18 protein-coding genes are annotated in these 21012 nt (G+C 67.7%); 7 read left to right on the top strand and 11 right to left on the bottom strand.

All coding sequences use genetic code 11. The annotated features are described in order from the left end of the window. The first annotated feature begins 28 nt into the window (after window positions 1-28). Together KBY95_RS09650 and KBY95_RS09645 are read left to right on the top strand one after the other, a co-directional pair. The gene (locus tag KBY95_RS09650; protein WP_254964781.1) at window positions 29-400 is read left to right on the top strand and encodes a VOC family protein; all 372 of its coding nucleotides are present in this window, start codon (window positions 29-31) and stop codon (window positions 398-400) included. Continuing rightward, a complete protein-coding gene (locus KBY95_RS09645; protein ID WP_254964780.1) occupies window positions 397-846 on the top strand; it encodes a TspO/MBR family protein in 450 nt (149 codons plus the stop codon). Before KBY95_RS09650 ends, KBY95_RS09645 begins: the two co-directional genes overlap by 4 nt. Here the strand turns inward: KBY95_RS09645 and KBY95_RS09640 are convergent. Together KBY95_RS09640 and KBY95_RS09635 are read right to left on the bottom strand one after the other, a co-directional pair. After that, a complete protein-coding gene (locus KBY95_RS09640; protein ID WP_254964779.1) occupies window positions 805-3000 on the bottom strand; it encodes an FAD-dependent oxidoreductase in 2196 nt (731 codons plus the stop codon). The genes KBY95_RS09645 and KBY95_RS09640 overlap by 42 nt on opposite strands. After that, window positions 2997-4244 (bottom strand): NAD(P)/FAD-dependent oxidoreductase, encoded by a 1248-nt coding sequence (locus tag KBY95_RS09635; RefSeq protein ID WP_254964778.1) that lies wholly within the window; start codon window positions 4242-4244, stop codon window positions 2997-2999. Before KBY95_RS09635 ends, KBY95_RS09640 begins: the two co-directional genes overlap by 4 nt. 356 nt (window positions 4245-4600) lie before the next feature. Here KBY95_RS09635 and KBY95_RS09630 point away from each other — a divergent pair, with 356 nt between their 5' ends. Both KBY95_RS09630 and KBY95_RS09625 read left to right on the top strand, forming a co-directional pair. Then, a complete protein-coding gene (locus tag KBY95_RS09630; RefSeq protein ID WP_254964777.1) occupies window positions 4601-5770 on the top strand; it encodes an OFA family MFS transporter in 1170 nt (389 codons plus the stop codon). Between the two features lie 226 nt (window positions 5771-5996). Continuing rightward, window positions 5997-6563: a DUF3122 domain-containing protein gene (locus KBY95_RS09625; protein WP_254964776.1), complete on the top strand. Its 567-nt coding sequence runs from the start codon at window positions 5997-5999 to the stop codon at window positions 6561-6563. 20 nt (window positions 6564-6583) lie between these two features. Here the strand turns inward: KBY95_RS09625 and KBY95_RS09620 are convergent, their stop codons facing one another. The 5 genes from KBY95_RS09620 to thrS all read right to left on the bottom strand — a co-directional run bounded on the left by KBY95_RS09620 (window position 6584) and on the right by thrS (window position 14371). Then, window positions 6584-8698 carry a M3 family metallopeptidase gene (locus tag KBY95_RS09620; RefSeq protein ID WP_254964775.1) on the bottom strand — a complete coding sequence of 705 codons (2115 nt, stop codon included), beginning with the start codon at window positions 8696-8698 and terminating at the stop codon, window positions 6584-6586. 60 nt (window positions 8699-8758) lie between these two features. Further along, a complete protein-coding gene (locus KBY95_RS09615) occupies window positions 8759-10354 on the bottom strand; it encodes an NAD(P)H-quinone oxidoreductase subunit 4 (protein WP_254964774.1) in 1596 nt (531 codons plus the stop codon). A 113-nt stretch (window positions 10355-10467) separates the two neighbouring features. Further along, window positions 10468-11442 carry a homoserine kinase gene (thrB, locus tag KBY95_RS09610; RefSeq protein WP_254964773.1) on the bottom strand — a complete coding sequence of 325 codons (975 nt, stop codon included), beginning with the start codon at window positions 11440-11442 and terminating at the stop codon, window positions 10468-10470. A 53-nt stretch (window positions 11443-11495) separates the two neighbouring features. Next, complete coding sequence (glk, locus tag KBY95_RS09605; RefSeq protein WP_254964770.1) at window positions 11496-12527, bottom strand: glucokinase; 1032 nt, start codon at window positions 12525-12527, stop codon at window positions 11496-11498. Further along, on the bottom strand, window positions 12524-14371 hold the full coding sequence (gene thrS / locus KBY95_RS09600) for a threonine--tRNA ligase (protein WP_396095010.1): 1848 nt from the start codon (window positions 14369-14371) through the stop codon (window positions 12524-12526). Before thrS ends, glk begins: the two co-directional genes overlap by 4 nt. A gap of 176 nt (window positions 14372-14547) precedes the next feature. On the opposite strand from thrS, the gene KBY95_RS09595 reads away from it, so the two are divergent. Continuing rightward, window positions 14548-14976, top strand: coding sequence for a TM2 domain-containing protein (locus tag KBY95_RS09595; RefSeq protein ID WP_254964769.1), 429 nt, complete (start codon window positions 14548-14550; stop codon window positions 14974-14976). Window positions 14977-14982: 6 nt separating this feature from the next. Here the strand turns inward: KBY95_RS09595 and KBY95_RS09590 are convergent, their stop codons facing one another. The 4 genes from KBY95_RS09590 to KBY95_RS09575 all read right to left on the bottom strand — a co-directional run bounded on the left by KBY95_RS09590 (window position 14983) and on the right by KBY95_RS09575 (window position 18117). After that, on the bottom strand, window positions 14983-15645 hold the full coding sequence (locus KBY95_RS09590; protein WP_254964768.1) for a glycoside hydrolase family 104 protein: 663 nt from the start codon (window positions 15643-15645) through the stop codon (window positions 14983-14985). Between the two features lie 304 nt (window positions 15646-15949). Next, window positions 15950-16987: a tryptophan--tRNA ligase gene (trpS, locus tag KBY95_RS09585; RefSeq protein ID WP_254964767.1), complete on the bottom strand. Its 1038-nt coding sequence runs from the start codon at window positions 16985-16987 to the stop codon at window positions 15950-15952. Beyond that, window positions 16984-17535: a hypothetical protein gene (locus tag KBY95_RS09580; RefSeq protein WP_254964766.1), complete on the bottom strand. Its 552-nt coding sequence runs from the start codon at window positions 17533-17535 to the stop codon at window positions 16984-16986. The genes trpS and KBY95_RS09580 overlap by 4 nt, the downstream gene beginning before the upstream one ends. 15 nt (window positions 17536-17550) lie before the next feature. After that, on the bottom strand, window positions 17551-18117 hold the full coding sequence (locus tag KBY95_RS09575; RefSeq protein WP_254964765.1) for a hypothetical protein: 567 nt from the start codon (window positions 18115-18117) through the stop codon (window positions 17551-17553). Between the two features lie 141 nt (window positions 18118-18258). Between KBY95_RS09575 and KBY95_RS09570 the strand changes: the two genes are divergently transcribed. Continuing rightward, window positions 18259-19653 carry a YcjF family protein gene (locus tag KBY95_RS09570; RefSeq protein WP_254964764.1) on the top strand — a complete coding sequence of 465 codons (1395 nt, stop codon included), beginning with the start codon at window positions 18259-18261 and terminating at the stop codon, window positions 19651-19653. Between the two features lie 155 nt (window positions 19654-19808). Beyond that, the gene (psbA, locus tag KBY95_RS09565) at window positions 19809-20885 is read left to right on the top strand and encodes a photosystem II q(b) protein (RefSeq protein WP_254951264.1); all 1077 of its coding nucleotides are present in this window, start codon (window positions 19809-19811) and stop codon (window positions 20883-20885) included. Window positions 20886-21012 lie beyond the last annotated feature (127 nt).

The raw sequence follows: 21012 nt of genomic DNA, 5'->3' as shown, positions 1-21012 counted from the left end.
AATCTCAGCCCAAAATCACCTCGCACCCATGGCCGTCAACCCCGTCATCTGGTTCGAGCTGTATGTCGACGACATGGCCCGGGCCCGGGCCTTCTACGAAACCGTGTTTGAGGTGAGCCTGGAATCCATGGGGGAGGCGGGCATGGAGTACTACGCCTTCCCGATGCAGAACGATCAGGTGGGAGCCGGAGGCGCCCTGGCGAAAATGGAGGGCATGGCCCCGGGGGGAGGCGGCACCCTGATCTATTTCCACTGCGACGATTGCGCCGTGGAAGAAAGCCGGGTGGCGGCCGCCGGCGGCACGGTGCTCAAAGCGAAGATGTCGATCGGCGCCTACGGCTTCATGAGCCTGGTGCTCGACACCGAAGGCAACAGCATCGGGCTCCACTCCCAGACGTGAGCTCCTTGGCCCCGGCACCGCGGTTCCGCTGGTGGCACGGCGCCGTGATTCAGGTGGCCGCCAATGCCGTCAGCTTCTGGCCGGCGGGGGTGCGTGGCGACGCCGCCTTTTATACGGCGTTCCATCTTCCCTCCTACGCCCCCCCGGACTGGCTGTTCGCCCCCCTGTGGCTGGCGCTGAACATCACCTCCCTGGTGGCCTTGGCCCGCGTCGCCAATCTGGATGTCGCGCCAAGCCGGCGAAGGCAACTGGTCGTGGTCTCAGAAGGAGTGGGCTGGCTGCTGTTCGCCGTGTTCACCACCTTCTTCTTCTGGCTGCACAGCCCGGTACTGGCGGCGGCGGACACGGTGGCTGGCCTGCTGGTGGCGGCGGTGAATGTGGCCCTGCACAACACCGACCCGTTCCTATCCGCCGCCGCGACGCCAGGTGTGAAACCGTTCCAGTAGGGCCAGGGTGCGCTGGGGGGCATGGGCCTTCTTCCAGGCCCCAGCGGCGTACTTGTTGGCTTCCGCCAGGGTGGGATAGGCGTGGATCGCCCCCATCACCTTGCCCAGGCCCAGGTTCCACTTCATCGCCAGCACGAATTCAGCCAGCAGCTCCCCGGCCTGCTCCGCCACGATCGTGACCCCCAGAATCCTGTCCTTGCCAGGCACGGTGAGCACCTTCACGAAGCCGGTTTCGGCGGATTCGACGATGGCCCGATCCAGCTCGGCCAGGTCGAAGCGGGTGACCTCGAAGGCCACCCCCTGCTCCATCGCCTCCGACTCGCTCAGCCCCACCCGGGCCACCTCCGGGTCAGTGAAGGTGGTGCGCGGAATGACGCGGCCATCGACGGCGAAGCGCACCGGATCAAACAGACCGTTGACGGCCGCGTACCAGGCCTGGTGGGCCGCCGTGTGGGTGAACTGCCAGGGGCCGGCCGCATCCCCGGCGGCATAGATGTTGGGGTAGAGGGTCTGCAGGTGGGGGCTGGTATCGATGGTGCGGCCCGTGGGGATACCGAGGGCCTCCAGACCGTGGCCCTCCAACCGGGCCTGGCGGCCCACGGCACAGAGCAGTTCGTCGGCCTCGACGCCACCGCCGCCACCGCCATCCTGGAAGTGAACCTGCACGCCGCCCGCGGCCGTGGACTTGACGCGCTCCATGCGGCATCCGGTGTGCACCCGCACGCCATCGCGCTCCAGCACCTCGCGCAGCAGCGCCCCCACCTCCGGATCTTCCCGCGGCAGGAGCCGGGTGTTGCGTTGCAGCAGGGTCACGGGCAGGCCCAGCTGGGCCAGGGCCTGGGCCAGTTCGCAGCCGATCGGCCCGCCGCCCAGCACCACCAGGCTGGGCCGGGGGGACGGGTGCTCGGCCAGGGCGTCCCAGAGGGTTTCACTGGTGAGCACCCGCACGGAAGCGATGCCGGGCACCGCCGGAATCACCGGCGCGGCCCCAGTGGCCAGCACGATGGCGCGGGCCGACAGCACGGTCTCGCTGCCATCGGCGGCGGTGATCGCCACCTCCCAGGGGCTCACCAGGCGGGCCTGGCCGAGGCGCACATCTACGCCCAGGGCTGTGTAGCGCTCGACGCTGTCGTGGGGGGCAATGGCCGCCACCTTCTGCCGCACCCGCTCCAGCACCCGGCGCAGATCCACCTGGGGCTCCATGGGGCTGAGGCCGTAGCGGTCGGCATGGCGCAGGCGGGCGGCCAGGCGGGCGGAGCTGATCAGGGCCTTGCTGGGCACGCAGCCGGTGTTGAGGCAGTCGCCACCCATGCGGGCCCGCTCGATCAGGGTCACCTTGGCCCGCACCGTGGCGGCGATGTAGGCGGTGACGAGGCCAGCCGCCCCGGCGCCGATGACGATCAGGTTGCGATCGAAATGGCGGGGGCGGCTCCAGGGGCGGTATAGCCGCCAGAGCCGCCAGCGGCCCTGCAGCAGCTTGACGATCCAGGGCAGCAGGCCCAGCAGGGCGAAAGAGCCGAGCAGGGCGGGCGAAAGGAGGCCCTTCAGGCCGGTGAGCTGGCCCAGCTGGGTGCCGGCGTTCACGTACACCAGGGTGGCCGGCAGCATGCCCAGCTGGGACACAAAGGCAAACGAGCGCAGGGGCATGGGGGTGAGGCCCATCAGCAGGTTGACCAGGAAAAACGGCACCACCGGCACCAGCCGCAGACTGAGCAAGTAGCTGGCACCGTCACGGCGGACGCCAGCCTCGATCGGCCCCAGGCGGGAGCCGAAACGGCGCCGCACCGGCTCCCGCAACAAGGTCCGGGCCAGCAGGCAGGCCACCGTGGCGCCGAGGGTGGAGCCGAGTGAGACCAGCAGCGTGCCCTGGAGCAGGCCGAAGACGGCGCCTCCTGCCAGGGTGAGCACGGTGGCGCCCGGCAGGGAGAGCCCTGTCGCCAGCACGTACACCAGGAGATACGCGGCAGCGGTGGCCAGCGGGGCCGCCTGGCGCCAGGCCACGAGCTGGCTGCGGGAGGCCTGCAGCGCAGCGAGATCCAGCTGGCGGTACCAGCCCTGGCTGAAGAACAGGGTCACCCCAGCCAGCACAAGGGCGATCGCCAACAGGCGTCCCACGGGTGCACCGGGGGAGTCCTCCTGCCCAGGGGAGCTCATCGCTGGCTCCCCAGGGGCTGGAGCGGTGGAGGGCGCTGGATCACCGGAGCGGCGGCGGCGAGGATCTCGGCCCGGTCGCCGTTCAGGGGCGGGACGATGCGCACGCCGTTGATCAGACGTTTGGTGCGTTTGGCCGTCTCCCCGGTGGCCACGACCTGGCGGTCCCAGCCTTCGGTGTAGAGGGCCCCCCAGGGACCCAGATCCAGGATGGTGGTGTACCAATCGATCCGCAGCGGCAACAGCGGCAGACCCAGCAGATCGCAGACCGCGTTGTGCCCGGCGAACCGGCCCATGGGCCGGCCGTGCTGACAGGACATGACCGAGGTGTGGCCATCACCCAGCGCCAGGTTGGCGCTGTCGCCAGCAGCGAACACATCCCTGAGCCCCTCGACCCGAAGAACGGCATCCACCGGCAGGCGGCCGAGGGCATCGGTGGCCACCCCACAGCCGGCGGTGAGCGGGCTGGCCCGCATGCCGGCGCACCAGAGCACCGTTGACGTGGCCAGGATCTCGCCGGAATCGAAGCGGATCGAGGCGCCATCGAGGCCGTCCACCCGGACCCCGAGCCGCAGCTCCACGCCCAGGGCGGCCAGGGCCTCTTCGATCACGGGCCGCGCCGCGTCGCCCATGTCGGAGCCCACCTTGGGGTTGTGATCCACCAGCACGACCCGCAGCGGCTGGGCCAGGCCGGCGCGCTCCTGAACGGACCGCAGCCGTGCCGGCAGCTCGCAGGCGGCCTCAATCCCTGTCAGGCCGGCCCCCACCACCACGGCCGTGAACTGGCCAGGTGCTTCGGGGTGCTGCACCAAGGCCTGCAGGTGCATTGCAAGCTTGGAGGCTCCGGCATAGGTGTCGACATCGAAGCCGTGCTCAACCAGGCCGGGGACCTCGGGCCGCAGCAGCTGGCTGCCCAGGGCGAAGACCAGCCGGTCGTAGGCAAGGTTCTGGGGCCAAGACTCCGACAGCACCGTGACCGTTCGGGCGGCCAGGTCGATGGAGCCGACCTCCCCCACCAGCCAGCGGACCCCGGCGGGAGCCAGCACCGCCTCCAGGGGGACCCTGAGTGGTGTGAGGTCGGGCTCGTAATTGCGCACACGGATGCCGTGGAAAGCGTCGCGATTGACGAGCAGCACCTCCACGGCGTCTGGAGCGAGACCCAGCTGATCGAGCTGGCGAGCGGCCGCCAGGGCACTCCACAGGCCGGCAAAACCGCCGCCCAGCACCAGAATTCTCCTGGGTCCCATCACGTCTCTCCGGCAAGGGGCGAAGGACTCACCGGAAACGGATCAGGCCGGATTATTCTAACTGAGATTGCACTGATTCGTGTGGATCCCGACAAGTCCATCCAGGTTGTTGCGGATGGAATAACAGAACCGGTTTAGCCTTGATCCAAGTGGGCTGGAAATGTTACGACGCCCCTCAATCGTCCTCTGGACGCGGGATAGACATCACTTGTGACGCAACAGCACAAGCAGCCCGATCAGCCGCTCTGCCCACGTTCTTGCGGTACCCAATGAACCTGACGATTCAGCCTGAGGGCCAGGTCATGCTCCTGGGAAGGCCCGCCAGCCAAGGGCGATGGCTCCTGATTCCCCTGGGCATGGTGATCCTGCTCTGTCTGGGCAGTGTGTATTCCTGGAGCCTTTTCAGAACCCCATTGGAGCAGGAACTGGGGATGGGCGCGACGGAAAGTCTGATGCCGTTCACCGTCGTGCTGGTGTTCTATGCAGCGCTGATGCCCGTGACTGGCTTTTATCTGCCCCGCCTGGGCACCCGCCTGACGACAGCCATCGGCGGCATCATCGTTGGCCTTGGCTACGTTCTTTCGAGCTTTGCCAACCAGGTGGGAGGGCTTGTTGTCAGCTACGGAATCATTGGAGGGACAGGGATTGGCATTGTTTATGGGGTTCCGATTCTGGTGGTCTCACGATGGTTTCCTGATAAGAAAGGGTTGGCCGTTGGACTGACGATCGTTGGCTTTGGGCTCTCCCCACTGATCACCGCCCCCCTCGCCAACCACCTCATCGAGACCTACACGGTGAGGCCCACCCTGCGCCTTCTTGGCATCGCCATGATGGTGATCATCGTGGCCCTGTCCTTCACCATGAAGCTGCCACCCAAGGCCTGGCAGCCCCAGCCAGTCCTTGCCCAGCCAGCGTTCGCCTCAGCTCCCCATCATCCGACGAGCCTTTTCAGGAACAGATCCTTCTATGGCCTGTGGATCTGCTACGTCATTGGGACGCTCGTAGGGTTGAGTGCGATCGGCATCTCCAGCTCCGTTGGAGAGGAGCTCATCGGCATTCATCCAGCTGTGGCGGCCAGCAGCATGTCGTTGTTTGCTGTCTTCAATGGGATCAGTCGTCCCTTGTTTGGCTGGTTGAGCGATCGCTTCAAGCCCCACTATGTCGCGATCTTTTCCTATACGATCAGTTTCGTGGCCTGCCTTTTGATGATCCAGGCGCGCAGTGGACAGATTGGGACCTATCTCCTCTCCTTCTGCCTGTTCTGGTTCTGCCTGGGGGGATGGTTGGCAATGGCTCCCACGATCACGTTGCGCTTCTTTGCGCCTGATCGTTATGCGCAGAATTATGGGATTGTTTTCACGGCCTATGGCGTCGGTGCCTTGATCGGAACGCTGGTGACCGGACGCACCCGTGATCTGTTTGGCAGCTACAACCATGTGTTCGTTCCACTGGCTCTGCTGACCATCCTCGGGATGGTGGCCGCTGGCACGTTGTTGAGGCGCGGGACAGGCAAGGATGGGTGGTAGCCGTCCCCAGCAGGGCACCCTGATGGACGGTCATCGCCCAAGCGATGATCTGGACTCAACCCTGAACAGGCGAATCAACCAAGGCCATCGATCAGCCGATTCAGGGGAGCCAACCGCAGATGCTCAGATTCCTTGAGAAACATTTTTTTCGGGATCACTTTAACGCTATCGGGCCCATCGTCAGGGGGTGAATTGCCGCCATGACGGATCTGATGTTGCGGTCAGGTTGGAAACGTCCACAACTCAGGTCAAGGCAATGGAACCATTCATTGCCGCTACGAAACAGGGATTTGCACATCAGTGGCGCCGTATTGGCATCCTGGGAAGTGCCTGGATCATGGCCGTGGGGCTGCTTGTGCTCGCCCCCCTGTTCACCCCATCGGCGGCGATGGCCGATGACACCGGAAACTGGTTTCTCCACGACGGCTCAGGTCACAAGCTGGGTGCCGTGTTGTTTGAACGTTCCGAGATCAATTCTCCTTCCGGATTGCGATTGAGACTGAACGCCGAGACGGTCGGACTGAACCTGAACCACACTCGCCCCACGGTGATGAGTGACGGAGCGAAGCAAGCCTGGAGCCTGGACAACCTCAGCCAGGAACTGCTGAGCAGCGCCGGTGGCACCATCCCCGTGGGTTCCTCCCAGTTCAACGCTGGCTGCCTCAATCCCATCCCTGAAGACGGCATGGCCATGCGGATCACAGTCCCCAGCTCCGCTGGTGACCTGAACTTCGCTCTGGCACCCGGTCAGGTTCAGACCATGCACTCCATCTCCAGCGCCTGCGCGAACTGAGCCTCGAGGGGCCCCCACCCTCAGCCGCCAGCGGCTCCCAGCCCGGAGTGCCGGATCAGGGCCTCCGGGCTGGGAGCCCGGCCCCGGAAGGTTTCAAACACCTCGCCGGGGTGGCGGCTGCCGCCGAGGCTGAGCACCGTCTCGCGGAAGCGGCGGCCGGTGGCCTGGATCGCCGCCTCATTCTCCAGGCCCACCTCTTCAAAGGCGCTGAACGCATCGGCGCTGAGCACCTCGGCCCACTTGTAGGAGTAGTAGCCGGCGGAATAGCCGCCGGCAAAGATGTGGCCGAAGGAGCAGAGAAAGGCATCTTCTTCGATCGGCTCCAGCACGGTGGTGGTGGCGGCGATCTCGCGGCGCAGCTGTTCGGGCGTCTGGCCGCATTCCGGGGTCCACTGGCTGTGGAGACGCAGGTCGGTGAGGGCGAAGTGCACTTGGCGCAGGGTGGCGGCACCCCCCATGAAGGTGCGGGCGGCCCGGAGCTTGGCGAACTCCACCTCCGGCAACGGTTCGCCGCTCTGCCAGTGGCGGGCCATCCCCATCAAGGTGGCGTGGTCATAGCACCAGTTCTCCATGAACTGGCTGGGCAGCTCCACCGCATCCCATTCCACGTTGTTGATGCCGGCCGCCTGGGGACGCTCCACCGTGGTGAGCATGTGCTGGAGGCCGTGGCCGAATTCGTGGAACAGGGTCTCCACCTCCTCGAAGGTCATCAGGCTGGGGGTGTCACCCACGGGTGGGCTCTGGTTGCAGACCAGGTAGGCCACGGGGAGCACGGGCTGCCCAGAGGCATCCAGCGAACGCACCAGGCATTCATCCATCCAGGCGCCGCCGCGCTTGCTGCCCGGCCGGCTGTAGGGGTCCAGATAGAAGGCCGCCAGGGGCTCGCCGCTGGCGGCGTCATCGACGCGGAAGAAACGCACATCCGGATGCCAGACGGGCGCCTCGCCATCGGCGGGGTGGATATGGAGGCCGAACAGGCGGTCGCAAAGGCCGAACAGGCCCTCGAGCACCCGGGGCAGGGGGAACCAGGGCCGCAGGGCCTCACTGTCGAGGTCGAACGCCTGCTGGCGCCGCACCTCGGCCCAGAAACTCACGTCCCATGGCTTGAAGTCCCCTGCCTCGGCCGCCCCCTCCCGGGCCGCACAGGCGCGCAGCGCCTCCAGTTCCAGCAGGGCCACCGGGTAGGCAGCGGTGCGCAGGTCCTCCAGCAGGGCCTCCACCTCGGCCACCGAACCGGCCATCTTCGAAGCCAGGCTCACCTCGGCCCAGGAGCCATGGCCGAGCTGGTGGGCCTGCACACGGCGCAGGGTGAGAATCCGCTCAATCGCGGGCCAGTTGCCATCGGATTCTCCCGAAGCTCGGCTCACGTGGGCCTTGTAAGCAATCTCCCGCAGGTCGCGGCGGCGGCTGTACTTCAGGAACGGGCCGAAGCGGGGCATGTCGAGCCCCAGCAGCCAGGGCCCAGCCGCGGCCGTGGCCTGGCCATCGCCGGCATCGCGGGCGGCCTGGGCCAGCTGCTCCCTGAGGCTCTCGGGCAACCCCTCCACCTCGGCCGGATCGGTGAGCTTCACGGTCCAGCTGTTGGTGGCATCCAGCACGCGGTTGCCGAAGGCGGTGGCCAGTTCCGCCAGCTCCTGACTGGCAGCGTTGAAGGCCTCCTGGGCGGCGCCCTCGAGGCCCACGCCCCGCAGCTCCATGTCCCGCAGTTCCGCCGTGAGGATCCGCTCCTGGGTGGCATCCAGCCCCCCCTGGCTCTGCAGGCGGCGCAGGGCCTCGTAGAGCACCCGGCTCTGGCCGGAACGGTTGCCGAAGGCCACAACCGCCGCCTGCTGGCTGGCGTGGGCCTCCCGCAGTTCCGTGCTGTTACAGACGCCGTTGAGGTGGCTCACCACCCCCCAGCTCCAACGCAGCCGTTCCCCCAGGCGATGCAGGGGATCCATCACTTCGGCCCAGGTGAGGGGCCTTGCGGCGGACGTCGCCGCCGCCAGATCAGCCTCGACCCGATCCAGCTCCGCCTGCAGGCCGTTGAGGAGTTCGGGGATGTGGGCCCTCACCTGATCCGGGGTGATGGCCTCGAAGCGGGGCAGTCCCTCTCCGGCCAGCAGGGCAGGGGGGCTCTGGAGGGTGCTGGTCATCGCCGGGCGGCCGCTGCGGAGGAAGGTCCCATTTCAGCCCACCCCGGACCAGGGTGCGGGTCAGCCGAGGGCGGCCAACCGTCCCATGGCCACGGCCCCCTGGTTGGCCAGCTCGGCAGCCAGGCCATTGGTGCTGGCTTCATACAGGTCGATCGCCACCCGCGGCCAGAAACCGATCACAAGGGTGGGCACCAGCAGGCTGAGGCCGATCAGCAGCTCCCGGGGCTTCATGTCGCCCACCACCGCCAGGGCCGGAATCCGGGGACCGAAGAAGACGCGCCGGCACAAGGAGAGCAAGTACACAGGGGTGAGCACCAGGCCGATGGCAGCCAGGAAGATGGCGATGACGCGGAAGCCGACCGTGAAGCCCTCGTAGGAGGTGACCCCAAGAAACACGGTGATCTCGCTGATGAAGCCACTCATCCCCGGCAGGGCCAGGGAGGCCAGGGAGCTGGCCAGGAAGAAGGCGAAGGTGATTGGCAGCACCTTGGCCAGACCACCCATGTTGGGGATCGAAAGGGTCTCGGTGCGCTCGTAAAAGACGCCGGTGACAAAGAACATCGCTGCGGCGATCAGACCATGGCTGATCATCTGCAGCATGGCGCCGCTCATGCCGAGGGCATCAATGGCGCCGATCCCCAGCAGGACGAAGCCCATGTGGCTCACCGAACTGCAGGCGATGCGGCGCTTGACGTTGTCCTGGGCGAAGGCGTTGAGCGCGCCGTAGATGATGTTGATGATCCCGAGCACGATCAGAGCCGGCGCCAGCCTCAGGTGCACCTCGGGGAGCATCTGCACGTTGAAGCGCAGCAGGGCATAGCCGCCCATCTTGAGCAGCACCCCCGCCAGCAACATCGACACCGGCGCGTTGGCCTCGCCGTGGGCATCGGGCAACCAGGTGTGCAACGGGAACATCGGCAACTTCACGCCGAAGCCCACCAGAAAGCCCAGATAACAGAGCAGGCCGAAGGTGCCGCCCGGGGAGCGGGCCGCCAGCTCGCTGAGGTTGAGGGTGAAGCTGTCGCCGGAAAGGGCCAGGGCCAGCCCGCTGATCAGGATCAGCAGGGAGGCCGTGGCCGTGTAGAGGATGAACTTGGTGGCGGCGTACTGGCGTTGCTTGCCGCCCCAGATGGCGATCAACAGATACACCGGCACCAGTTCGAGCTCCCAGGCCAGGAAGAAGAGCAGGAAATCCTGGGAGAGGAACACCAGGCTCTGGGCGGTGGCCTGGACCAGGAGCAGGCCGAAATAAAGGCGTGTCTTGAGGCGGATGTTCCAGCTGGCCGCCACCGAGAGCAGGGTGACGAGTCCGCTGAGTACGACCAGGGGGGCCGAGAGCCCATCGGCGGCCAGGGACCATTCCAGACCGAGGGCCGGCACCCAGGACACCCGCTCCACCAGCTGAAGCTCGCTGAGACCGCCATCAAAATGACGGGCGAACACCCAAAGGATCAGGGCAAAATCCACGCCCAGAACACCTAGGGCAACGGTGCGGGGCAGGCGGGGGTCGCTGCCGTCGCCGGGCAGCAGGGGCATCAACAGGGCTGCGGTGGCCGGCAGCAGCACGATGAGGCTCAGCCAGGGAAATCCGGCAGCTTCAGAGAGTCCGGCGGGAAACGTAGAGGACGCGAGCGAAAGCGGCAGGCTGGCGTCCATCACTGTGCGGTGCTCCAGGCAGGAAGTATGACGGGGGACTCGACCTCGGCGGCAGGGCGCCCCTGGGGCGCAGAGCTTATCAGCTGGGTAGTTGTACTCATTACAGCGCTGTTCTAGTCGGCAGCGATGACCTGTGGGCGGCCAGCCTCGACCAGGGGTTCCCAGGTGCTGCCGCCCTCCTGAAGTCCGAGCACGGCACTGTGGCTGCTCACCCCCTCCCCCTGCCAGGCACCGGTCATGGCCTGCCCCACCGCCTCGGCCCGGTCGGCAGGAGCCAGGGCCAGCAGGCTGGGGCCGGCGCCGCTGATCACGCAACCCCAGGCCCCGGTCTCCAGGGCGGCCTCCCGCACCGCACGCCCCCCCTGGATCAGCCCCCAGCGGTAGGGCTCGTGGATGCGATCGTGCATGCCATCGGCGATCAGATCGCCATTGCCCGTGCGCAGCCCCTGCAGAAGCAGGGTGAGGGCCCCCAGATTCATCACCGCATCGCTGATCGGGATGCTGCGGGGCATGGCGCGGCGCGCCTCGCTGGTGCTCAGCCGGATCGTCGGAATCGCCACCACGGCCTTCACGAGTGGGTTCCACTCGCACCGCACCACCCGCCAGCGATGGGAGGCGGCCCGCGCCGTCAGGCAGAGCCCACCGAGCAGGGACGGAACCACATTGTCGGGATGGCCCTCGATGTCGATGGCCAGCTCGAGCAGCTTCTCCCGGCTGAGCGGCTCTCCCACCAGGGCATTGGCGCCGATCAGGCCCGCCACGATGGCCGTGGCGCTGCTGCCCAGACCCCGGGCAGGAGGCACGGCCAGCTGCACCCGGGCCTCGATCGCCACCGCTTCCAGTCCCACCTCACGCCAGACCCGCTGGGCGGAGCGGTAGACGAGGTTGTCCGGGCCACCACGCAGGTGGGCCCCCTCCGGGCCCTCGATGATCAGCTCGAAACGCTCGCCTCCCCCCTCGATCACCCGCAGCTCGAAGCGGTTACCGAGGGCCAGGGCGGCGCCGAGGCAATCGAATCCTGGGCCGATGTTGGCGGTGGTGGCCGGAACCTCCACCACCACCCCCTGGCCAATCTGGGGCCGAACCATAGGTGAACTGTCGTTGGGCTCAGTGTTGCAGCCGACCCTTTGCTGTGCTGGACTCAGCCCAGCAGCATCCGGGCGCGGCAGGCGGCGCTGAAGCTCCCCACCGCCGGATCCACCACGGCAGTGATGGGCACGGGCTCCAGGGTGGGGCGCAGGCGCCCCTTGTTCAGAAAGGGCTCCAGGAAGGTGCTCGAGCGCAGGCCGTCAAGCAGCTTGGCGGCCGTGCCGCCGGCCAGCCAGAGCCCGCCCCGGCTCAGGGCGGCCAGGGCCAGATCGCCGCAAACGCTGCCGTAGGCCCCGAGCCACAGGTCGAGGGCGTCGGCCGCCAGACGGTCGCCGGCGGCGGCGGCCATCGCCACCTCAGCGGGCAGGTCGGACTGGGCAGGCCCATCACCGGCCGCGCTCCAGAGACGGGCGTGCTCGCTGAGGGGATGGTCACCGTCAGGGTGGCGGCAACGCAGGAGCCAACGGGCCACATGGCCCAGGCCAGTGCCGCTCACCACGCGCTCGATCGACACCCGCTCCAGGGACAGATCGTCTCTGAGCCATTGCTTCAGCTCCCATTCCTGCTGGCTGCGGGGGGCGAATTCCCCATGGGCCGCTTCGCTGGGGATGGCCCGCAGACCAGCGGCGCTGGGCAGGCCCATGGCCACCCCCAGGCCGGTGCCAGCCCCCAGCACCAGCAGCGGCGCCTGCGGGTCGCGGCGACCATCACGCACGGGCGCCACCTGGCCAGGCTGGAGATGGGGCAGGCCGTAGATCAGCACGGCGAAGTCGTTGACCAGCTCCACCGCCGGCAGACCGCAACCGCGGGCCAGGGCCTCGGCATCGAGCCGCCAGGGGAGGTTGGTGAGCTGGGCCTGCCCCCCTTGCACCGGTCCGGCCACGGCAAAACAGGCGGCCTCCGGTGGGCCTTCGGCGACCGCTCGGGCGCCGGCCAGGAAGTGGCGCACCATCGGGGCCAGGTCCTCCCAGGCCGCCGAGACAAACCGCTCCTCCAGCAGCAGCTCGAGCCGGTCAGCGCCCGAGCGCCAGAGGCTCAGCAGGGTCTTGGTGCCGCCGATGTCGCCCGCCAGCAGAAGGCTCATGCCAGGGCCAGGGTGGCCAGCCGGCCGGCATTCGCGGCCGAAGCGGCGGCCACCAGGGCGTCGGCCGCCACGCTGCCCAGATCCCCCTGACGACGACTGCGCAGGCTGACGCTGCGGGTTTCCGCTTCACGGGCACCGAGCACCCCCAGCACCGGGATCTTCATCTGTTCGCCGTTGCGGATCAGCTTGCCGAGCCGATCGCCGCTGTGGTCGATACCGGCGCGGATGCCGGCGGCCGCCAGCAGGCCTTTGAGCTCCTCGGCCCAGGGGAGGGCGTCGTCGGTGACCGGCAGCAGCCGAACCTGCTCGGGGGCCAGCCAGAAGGGGAAATCGCCGGCATAGTTCTCCACCATCACGCCGAAAAAGCGTTCCAGGGATCCGAAGATGGCGCGGTGGATCATGATCAGCCGCGAGCGGCTGCCGTCGGCCGCCACGTAATTGAGATCGAAGCGTTCCGGCAGGTTGAAGTCGAGCTGGATGGTCGAGCACTGCCACATCCGACCGATGGCGTCTTCGATCTTGAGGTCGATCTTGGGGCCATAGAAGGCCCCGCCCCCCTCATCCACCTTGTAGGCCCAGCCCTTGCGCTCCAGGGCCTCGACCAGGCCGGCGGTGGCCAGCTCCCAGACGGCATCCTCGCCGATCGACTTCTCCGGACGGGTGGAGAGATGGATCTCGTAGCTGCGGAAATCGAAGGTGGAGAGGATGCGCTCGGTGAGGTTGAGCACCCGCAGGATTTCATCGGAGATCTGCTCCGGCAGGCAGAACACATGGGCGTCGTCCTGGGTGAAGCCGCGCACCCGCATCAACCCATGCATCACCCCAGGCCGTTCGTAGCGATACACCGTGCCGAGTTCAGCCCAGCGGATCGGCAGCTCCCGGTAGGAACGCAACCGGCTGGCATAGGTGAGCACATGGAAGGGGCAGTTCATCGGCTTGAGCTGGTACTGCCGCTCGTCCACCGCCATCGGCCCGAACATGCTCTCGCTGTAGAAGTCGAGGTGGCCCGAGGTTTTCCACAGGCTGAGGTCGGCCACGTGGGGGGTGTACAGGAGCTCGTAGCCGTCCTCGAAGTGGGCCGAGCGCCAGAAGTCCTCGATCAGCAGCCGCATGCGGGCGCCGCGGGGATGCCAGAACACCAGGCCGGCGCCGGCTTCCTCCTCGATCGAAAAGAGGTCGAGGTCGGTGCCGAGGCGCCGGTGGTCGCGGCGCAGGGCCTCCTCCTTGCGCCGCTTGTGCTCCGCCAGCTGCTCCGGTGTCTCCCAGGCGGTGCCATAGATGCGCTGCAGCTGGGCGCGTTTCTCGTCGCCGCGCCAATAGGCGCCGGCCACGCTCTCAAGGGCGAAGGCCTTGGGGTGGAGTTCGCCGGTGTTGGCCACATGCGGACCGGCGCAGAGGTCCCACCATTGGTCTCCCAGGGTGTACAGGGTGATCGGCTCGGTCAGTCCGGCCAGGATTTCCAGCTTGTAGGGCTCGTTCTGGCCCCGGATGCGGCGCTCCGCCTCCTCCCTGCTCACCTCGATGCGCTCCAAGGGCAGCTTGCGGGCGATGATCTTGCCCATCTCCTTCTGGATCGCCTTGAGATCGGCCTCGGTGAAGGGATCCGGGTTGTCGAAGTCGTAGTAGAAGCCACTCTCGGTCCAGGGACCGATGGTGACCTGGGCCAGGGGAAAGAGCTTCTGCACCGCCATGGCGAGCACGTGGCTCATCGAGTGGCGAATCCGCAGCAACTGGGGGCTTTGACTTGTTTTCGGCAGCACCATGGCGGCGCCATCGGGAGCGGCGCCACCGGAGGGGACGGGGCTGGAGGCCGGTGGCACCGGCGAAGGGGGCGCGGACGTCATGGAGGGCACCTGTTAGAGGCATGGTATCCAGGCCCGGCAGCGGCCCTAAGTTGGGGGTGCTGAGCACCCTGATGGCTGCCCGACCCACGCCAGGACCCGTCCAGAGCCCACAACAGCGGCCACTCCCCAGCCGTCCCGCGGGGTTGGCGCTCAACCCTGCGTCCGAGAGGCGCAGCGTGGCGCTCAGCTATCTGTTGTGGTGCACCTGCCTGGTGGGGCTGTGCGGGCTGCAGCGCTTCTACAACCGCAAACCCCTGAGCGGCACGCTCTGGCTGCTCACCTTCGGGCTCTGCGGCATCGGCCAGCTGCTGGACCTGGTGCTGGTGCCCGACATGGTGCGGCAGGCCAACCAGTCCCTGCTGCTGGAGGAGGCCCTGGCGGAGAGCGACACGGCGTCTTACCCGCCGATCGAACGGCAGTTGCTGCAACTCGCCCGTCGGGCCGGCAAGGCTGGCTTCACCCTCAACGACGCGCTGCTGGAGCTCCAGCTACCCGCCCAGGCCAACAGCAGCGTGGTCAGCGCTGAGGTCGAGCGGCTGCTGCTCAACCATCTGCTCGATGTGGGCAATGACGAACGGGGCCGCGTGGTGTACCGGGAGCCCTGAACCGGCTCAGGCGCTGGTGAGACGGCGCAGCCGTTCCAGCTCCCGCTGGTAAAACTTCTGCAGCTCACGGCGGTCTTTCACCGGCTGGCCGTAATGGCTGACGCCCTCGAGGGTCGGCAGGGAGGCCCATTCCGGCGCCAACCGGGCCAACACCTCGGCCGTGAGGCCATGGCGATCGAAGCTTTGCAGCGCCCCCCGTTCCTGCACCAGGTGCAAGGCCGCCTGATCCTGGCTGGCGGGACGGAAATCCCTGAGCTGGAGCTCCTCGGCGGCCTGGTCCCAGGTGGTGGGAAGAAATTGATAAGCACCGGCGGCAGCGCTGGCATAGCGGCGCCGCACGACGATGTCCGGATGACGGCTGAGATCGCCGAAGCGATCACCGCCGTAGAGCACCCGATAGCCCTCCTGGCTGCCACCGATCCAGGTGCCTTCGGCGAAGCGGATGGTGTTGAGCAGGGCGCGTCGCTCGGGGGTGACCCCATAGGGGCCGGTGGCCGCCGCCAGCGCCGGCTGGGCGATGGGCCTGGCCGCTGATTGGGCCGCTGCCGGGGCCACTGGTTGGGGGACTGGCGCGACCGGTCGTTGCAGCATCGGCAGCATCAGCAACAACACCAAAGCCAGCGGGCCATGCTGATGCGGCGGCGGCGGAGGCAGGAAGGGTCGTCGCAAGGGCAAGCGGTCGTCAGGGGACCCTGACCCTGCTCAGGGACAGCCCCCGAAGGCGAGACCCCTGCGCCCGTACTGGACAGAACGGGTTCTGACGTGCTTGCAACACCGATCAGCGGGACCGGCACTCAGGAAAACTTCAGTCAGGAGCGGGGGATGGGCGGCAGTCCTCAGGTGCCAGCCAGAGGCGGCCAGACATCCCACAAGATGCCCTACACCCAGGGCGAACCATCAGTTGTCGTGATGAATACATAACGATTGATTCACGCTTTCCGGCGGCACCTTGCCACCAGGGAATCAATTCGCTTCAATTCGAAGCCAGAAATCCCAGGGCGCTGCGCACCCGCTGCAGTGTCGCGCTGGCCACGGCCGCAGCCCGCTCTTTCCCGTCCCGAAGAACCGCCTCGAGGGTGGCGGGATCGCTGCGCAGCTCGACGTAGCGCTGCTGCACGGGCCGCAAGGCTTCCACCGTGGCTTCCGTCAGCAGAGGCTTGAAGCCACCCCAGCCCATTGAGGCGCACTCCGCCGCCGCCCGCTCACGGCCGACGCCGGACACCAGGGCATAGAGCCCGAGCAGGTTGTCGGCCTCCGGGCGCTCCGGATTGCCGAACTCCAGGCCCATGACCGGATCGGTCTTGGCCCGCTTGATCTTGCGGGTGATGAGCTCGGGGGGGTCCAGCAGGGTGATGCGGGAGCCCTCGTTGGGATCGCTCTTGCTCATCTTGGCGCTGCCGTCTGTGAGGCTCATCACCCGCGCCCCCTCCTTCAGGATGAGGGGCTCGGGCACCTTGAGGATCGGCTGCTCCGGATCCGGCGCATAGCGGGCGTTGATGCGCTGCTGGGCGATGTCGCGAGCCAGCTCGAGGTGCTGCTTCTGGTCTTCCCCCACCGGCACCAGGTCGGCGTCATAGAGAAGGATGTCGGCGGCCATCAGCACCGGGTAATCCAGCAGGCCGACAGAGACGTTGTCGCCCTGCTTGAGCGCCTTCTCCTTGAACTGGATCATCCGTTCCAGCCAATTGAGCGGCGTGACGCAGTTGAGCAGCCAGCAGAGCTCGCTGTGGGCGCTCACCTGGCTCTGGGCGAACACGGTGGCCCGTTGCGGGTCGATGCCGCAGGCCAGGTAGAGGGCGGCGGTGGTGAGGGTGTCCTCGGCCAGGCGCTTCGGATCGTGGGGCACCGTGATCGCGTGCAGGTCGACCACACAGAAGAAGGTCTCGTGACTGTCCTGCAGATCCACCCAATTGCGGATGGCCCCGAGCCAGTTGCCCAGATGCAGAGCACCGGTGGGTTGCACACCGGAGAGCACCCGGGGCCGTGCCGGCGCAGTGCTGGGCTGGCTCACGCGTCCGGAGTGGCGTCGACCTCGGGTTCGGAAGCGGCTACGGGGGCTTCACCAGGATCGGAGACGGCGTCCGGGGCCTCACTGGCGGAATCCGGGGCCTCCTCTTCGGCAGGGGCTTCGGGTTCACTCACCTCGACCGGAACCACCGGCTTGCTGGGCCGGGCAAAGGGATCAATCCGGGCACCACCCTGGCCGCCTCGGCCGCCGGAGCGGGGTTGGCCGTCACCGCCGATGACGCGGCGGGGCTCACCACCCCCACGGGGGGCCGGAGCGCGGGAGCCCGCCTGGGCCCGGCTCTCGGCGACCAGGGCCTCGAGCTGCCCCTTCTCCAGCTGGTCGGCAAGGGTGCGCAGGGCAAAGCCCAGCACCGCCACGGTGGAGCGCAGGCCAAAGGCGTCCTGCAGGGCGCGGGCCGCCTGCAGCTCGTTGTCGCTCAGACGGATGCGGAAGCCACCCGGCTCCCGGTTCGGCCCCGAACGGCCGCCCCGCTCGGGGGAGTCCCCACGGCCGGAGCCCACGGGAAGAGGGGTGTTGGTGTCGTCGCCCATGGCCGCAGCCTGCAATCAGGGGCAAGTGTCGCGCATCGACGGCCGGCCGCCGGCCGCTTCGGGCACCAGCCACAGCAGCCGATGCCTGCCGAGGCGCGCCGTGCCCTCCCGCCGGGCCAGCACCAGCAAAGGCACGGGCCGGGGGCCCTCCTGGGCGAAGCGCAGGCGGTATTGCTGGAGAAGGTCGAGATAGGTCTCCAGGGTCCAGCCCTGGGTTCCCCGTTCCTGGGCGGCCCAGAATTTGCGCAGGGCTTCCCGGCAGGCCTCCGCGCCGAAGTCCTCCCAGCAGAGCCGCTCGGCTTCCCACGGCGAGCGACCGGCCGCCACCAGCTCCCGGTACCGGCAGAGCTCGGGGGCCTCCTGACTGCAATCCGGGGGCAGCCGCTGGGCGAGATGCTCCACCGAGACACGGCTCAGGCGCAGCCAGCAGCGTTCCAGCAGCAGCACCGGCAGGCCGCCGTGCCAGTGATCGCTGCGGCGCAGCTCAGCATGGGCGCGGCGCAGCTCCGCCATCTGGTCGTCCAGAAGAAACAGGCCGTCCAGCGTTGCTGCCAGGCCGGCACGGTCATCGGAAGACGGCACGGAGCAGATCCGGACGACATCAGCCATCATGCTGCGCCCTGCCGGGGTCTGCAGGGGCCTTGGCTTAAGGGAGAGGGGGTCGGGGGTGTGAGCCCCGTCACTTCTGAGCTAGAGAGGCAACGCCGCCGGCAGCCACCCGTGATGCCCCAGGACCCACTGCCCCCAGCCGCACTGTCCTCGTCGCTGTCGTCGCTGCTGTCCGCCGGCTGGGGCAGGCAAGCTCTGATGCTCGCCGGAGGGGTGCTGGGGGGCGAGTTCATCCTGCGGTCACTGCCCGGAGAAGGATGGGGCCTGATGGGGCTGGCGGGGATCGCGGCGGGCTGGTGGTGGTTGGGCCGGCGGCCCACCCGGCTGGCAACGCCGCGGCTGCCCAGCAGCTTCGAGGCCTGGCTACGGCGCTGCGACGATCTCCTCTTGCAGTTCGAACGGCTGGAAGGCGAGCCCGGGCAGGCCCAGGCGCGACGCCGCGAGGGCCTGACCGCCCTGCGCGAACAAGGCACCCGAACCGATTTGCATCTGGCCCTGGTGGGCTCCGTGGTCCCTGACGCCGCCTGGGCACCCCAGTTGCAGCGGTCCCTGCGCGGCCGTCTGGCCCTGAGCCTGCGCTGGGGCGAAGCCCTGCCGGCGGTGAGCCGGGAGCGCCGCTGGCCGGACGGCCTCGCCGCCGCTGACGTGGTGCTGTTCCACCTGGTGACCCCCCTTCGGGCCGCCGATCTGCGCTGGCTGGAAGCGGTGCCGAAGGGTCAGCCCGTCTGGCTGCTGGTCCAACCGGAGGCTCCCTGCGACCCGCAGGCTCTGGTGGCCGAACTGGTGTCCCAGTGGCCCGCCACCGCCCCCGAGCGGGTGCTGAGCTGGGACGGCCGTCCCGACGCCCTGACGGCCAGCCTGCAGCCCCTGGCCCGCTGGCTCGGCAGCGAAGGTGCCGCCCTGCGCCGGGCCACACCGTTGCGGCGCTGCGAAGATCTCCACCGCCACTGGCAAGCGGAGCTGGAGCTCCTGCGCCGGCAGCGACTCGTGCAGCTGCAGCAACGCACCCAATGGGCCGTGGCGGCGGGGGTGTTTGCCGCCCCCGTTCCCTCGATGGATCTGGTGGTGCTGGCGGCGGCCAACGGTCTGATGCTCCAGGAGATGGCCCGGCTCTGGGATTGCCCCTGGAGCGTGGAGCAGCTCAAGGCCGCCGCCGTCGAACTGGCCAAGGCCTCGCTGCTGCTGGGGGTGGTGGAGTGGAGCAGCCAGGCCCTGGTGGCGGCCGTGCGCCTGCATGGCGCCACCTGGCTGGTGGGCGGGGCTCTCCAGGCCCTGAGCGCGGCCTATCTGACCCGGGTGGTGTGCCATGCCATGGCCGATGTGCTGGCCCTCTCGGCTGGCGTCGAGGCGCCGGACCTGGAGCGGATCAAGCGGGAGGCGCCGCTGCTGGTGGCGCGGGCGGCCGAGGCGGAGAAGCTCGACTGGCCCGGGTTTCTGCAGCAGGGACGCGACTGGCTCGGCCAGCAACTGGCTTCTCCGGGGACCGGCTCCCTGCCAGCCAGCTCATAACGATTATTCATGAAGTCTCTTCATCACTTTTCATTGCGCTCCAACACGATTGGCTGAAGGATCATTGCGCTCCGGTCCGATCCAGGGAGGGGTTACTTAATGTGAATCGACCTCCCTTGGGGAGGTATCTCTCCTCTTACACCCGTCTTACTTCCATGACCACTGCCCTCCGCAGCGGCCGCTCCGGAAGCTGGGAAAGCTTCTGTGGCTGGGTCACCTCCACCAACAACCGCATCTACGTCGGTTGGTTCGGTGTGCTGATGATCCCCTGCCTGCTGGCTGCCGCCATCTGCTTCATCGTCGCCTTCATCGCGGCCCCCTCCGTCGACATCGACGGCATCCGCGAGCCTGTCGCCGGCTCCCTGATCCAAGGCAACAACATCATCTCCGGCGCCGTTGTTCCTTCCAGCAACGCCATCGGTCTGCACCTTTACCCCATCTGGGAAGCCGCCAGCCTCGATGAGTGGCTGTACAACGGTGGCCCCTACCAGCTGGTGGTTTTCCACTTTCTGATCGGCATCTCGGCCTACATGGGCCGTCAGTGGGAACTCTCCTACCGCCTGGGCATGCGCCCCTGGATCTGCGTCGCCTACTCCGCCCCCCTCTCGGCGGCCTTCGCGGTGTTCCTGATCTATCCCTTCGGCCAGGGGTCCTTCTCCGACGGCATGCCGCTCGGCATCAGCGGCACCTTCAATTTCATGCTGGTGTTCCAGGCTGAGCACAACATCCTGATGCACCCCTTCCACATGCTGGGTGTGGCGGGTGTGTTCGGTGGCTCCCTGTTCTCCGCCATGCACGGTTCGCTCGTCACCAGCTCCCTGGTGCGTGAAACCACCGAGAGCGAGTCGCAGAACTACGGCTACAAGTTCGGCCAGGAAGAGGAGACCTACAACATCGTGGCTGCCCACGGCTACTTCGGTCGCCTGATCTTCCAGTACGCCTCGTTCAACAACAGCCGCAGCCTGCACTTCTTCCTGGCGGCCTGGCCGGTGGTCGGCATCTGGTTCACCGCCCTGGGCGTGAGCACGATGGCCTTCAACCTGAACGGCTTCAACTTCAACCAGTCGATCCTCGACGGTCAGGGCCGGGTGATCAACACCTGGGCCGACATCCTCAACCGTGCCGGTCTGGGCATGGAAGTGATGCACGAGCGCAACGCGCACAACTTCCCGCTCGATCTGGCCGCGACCCAGTCGATTCCCGTCGCCCTGCGCGCCCCGGCGATCGGCTGATCCAGGGATCGGTCCGGCTCCCGTGGCCAGGCGATCCATCCCTTGGCCCCCTCTGCAGAGGGGGCTTTTCTTTGGCTTGGGCCGGCCAACGATCGGGGGTAACAACCGCCAAAATGTTCACAGCAAG

Source organism: Cyanobium sp. Aljojuca 7A6 (assembly GCF_024346455.1).
GTDB lineage: Bacteria > Cyanobacteriota > Cyanobacteriia > PCC-6307 > Cyanobiaceae > Cyanobium.
Note: the sequence above shows the minus strand (reverse complement) of the source record. Positions and strands in the feature narration are given on the sequence as shown.

Coding starts and splice junctions, on each gene's coding strand:
- KBY95_RS09650 (WP_254964781.1), top strand. CDS start 29: ATGGCCGTCAACCCCGTCATCTGGTTCGAGCTGTATGTCGACGACATG.
- KBY95_RS09640 (WP_254964779.1), bottom strand. CDS start 3,000: ATGAGCTCCCCTGGGCAGGAGGACTCCCCCGGTGCACCCGTGGGACGC.
- KBY95_RS09635 (WP_254964778.1), bottom strand. CDS start 4,244: ATGGGACCCAGGAGAATTCTGGTGCTGGGCGGCGGTTTTGCCGGCCTG.
- KBY95_RS09630 (WP_254964777.1), top strand. CDS start 4,601: ATGGTGATCCTGCTCTGTCTGGGCAGTGTGTATTCCTGGAGCCTTTTC.
- KBY95_RS09620 (WP_254964775.1), bottom strand. CDS start 8,698: ATGACCAGCACCCTCCAGAGCCCCCCTGCCCTGCTGGCCGGAGAGGGA.
- KBY95_RS09615 (WP_254964774.1), bottom strand. CDS start 10,354: ATGGACGCCAGCCTGCCGCTTTCGCTCGCGTCCTCTACGTTTCCCGCC.
- thrB (WP_254964773.1), bottom strand. CDS start 11,442: ATGGTTCGGCCCCAGATTGGCCAGGGGGTGGTGGTGGAGGTTCCGGCC.
- glk (WP_254964770.1), bottom strand. CDS start 12,527: ATGAGCCTTCTGCTGGCGGGCGACATCGGCGGCACCAAGACCCTGCTG.
- thrS (WP_396095010.1), bottom strand. CDS start 14,371: ATGACGTCCGCGCCCCCTTCGCCGGTGCCACCGGCCTCCAGCCCCGTC.
- KBY95_RS09580 (WP_254964766.1), bottom strand. CDS start 17,535: ATGGGCGACGACACCAACACCCCTCTTCCCGTGGGCTCCGGCCGTGGG.
- KBY95_RS09570 (WP_254964764.1), top strand. CDS start 18,259: ATGCCCCAGGACCCACTGCCCCCAGCCGCACTGTCCTCGTCGCTGTCG.
- psbA (WP_254951264.1), top strand. CDS start 19,809: ATGACCACTGCCCTCCGCAGCGGCCGCTCCGGAAGCTGGGAAAGCTTC.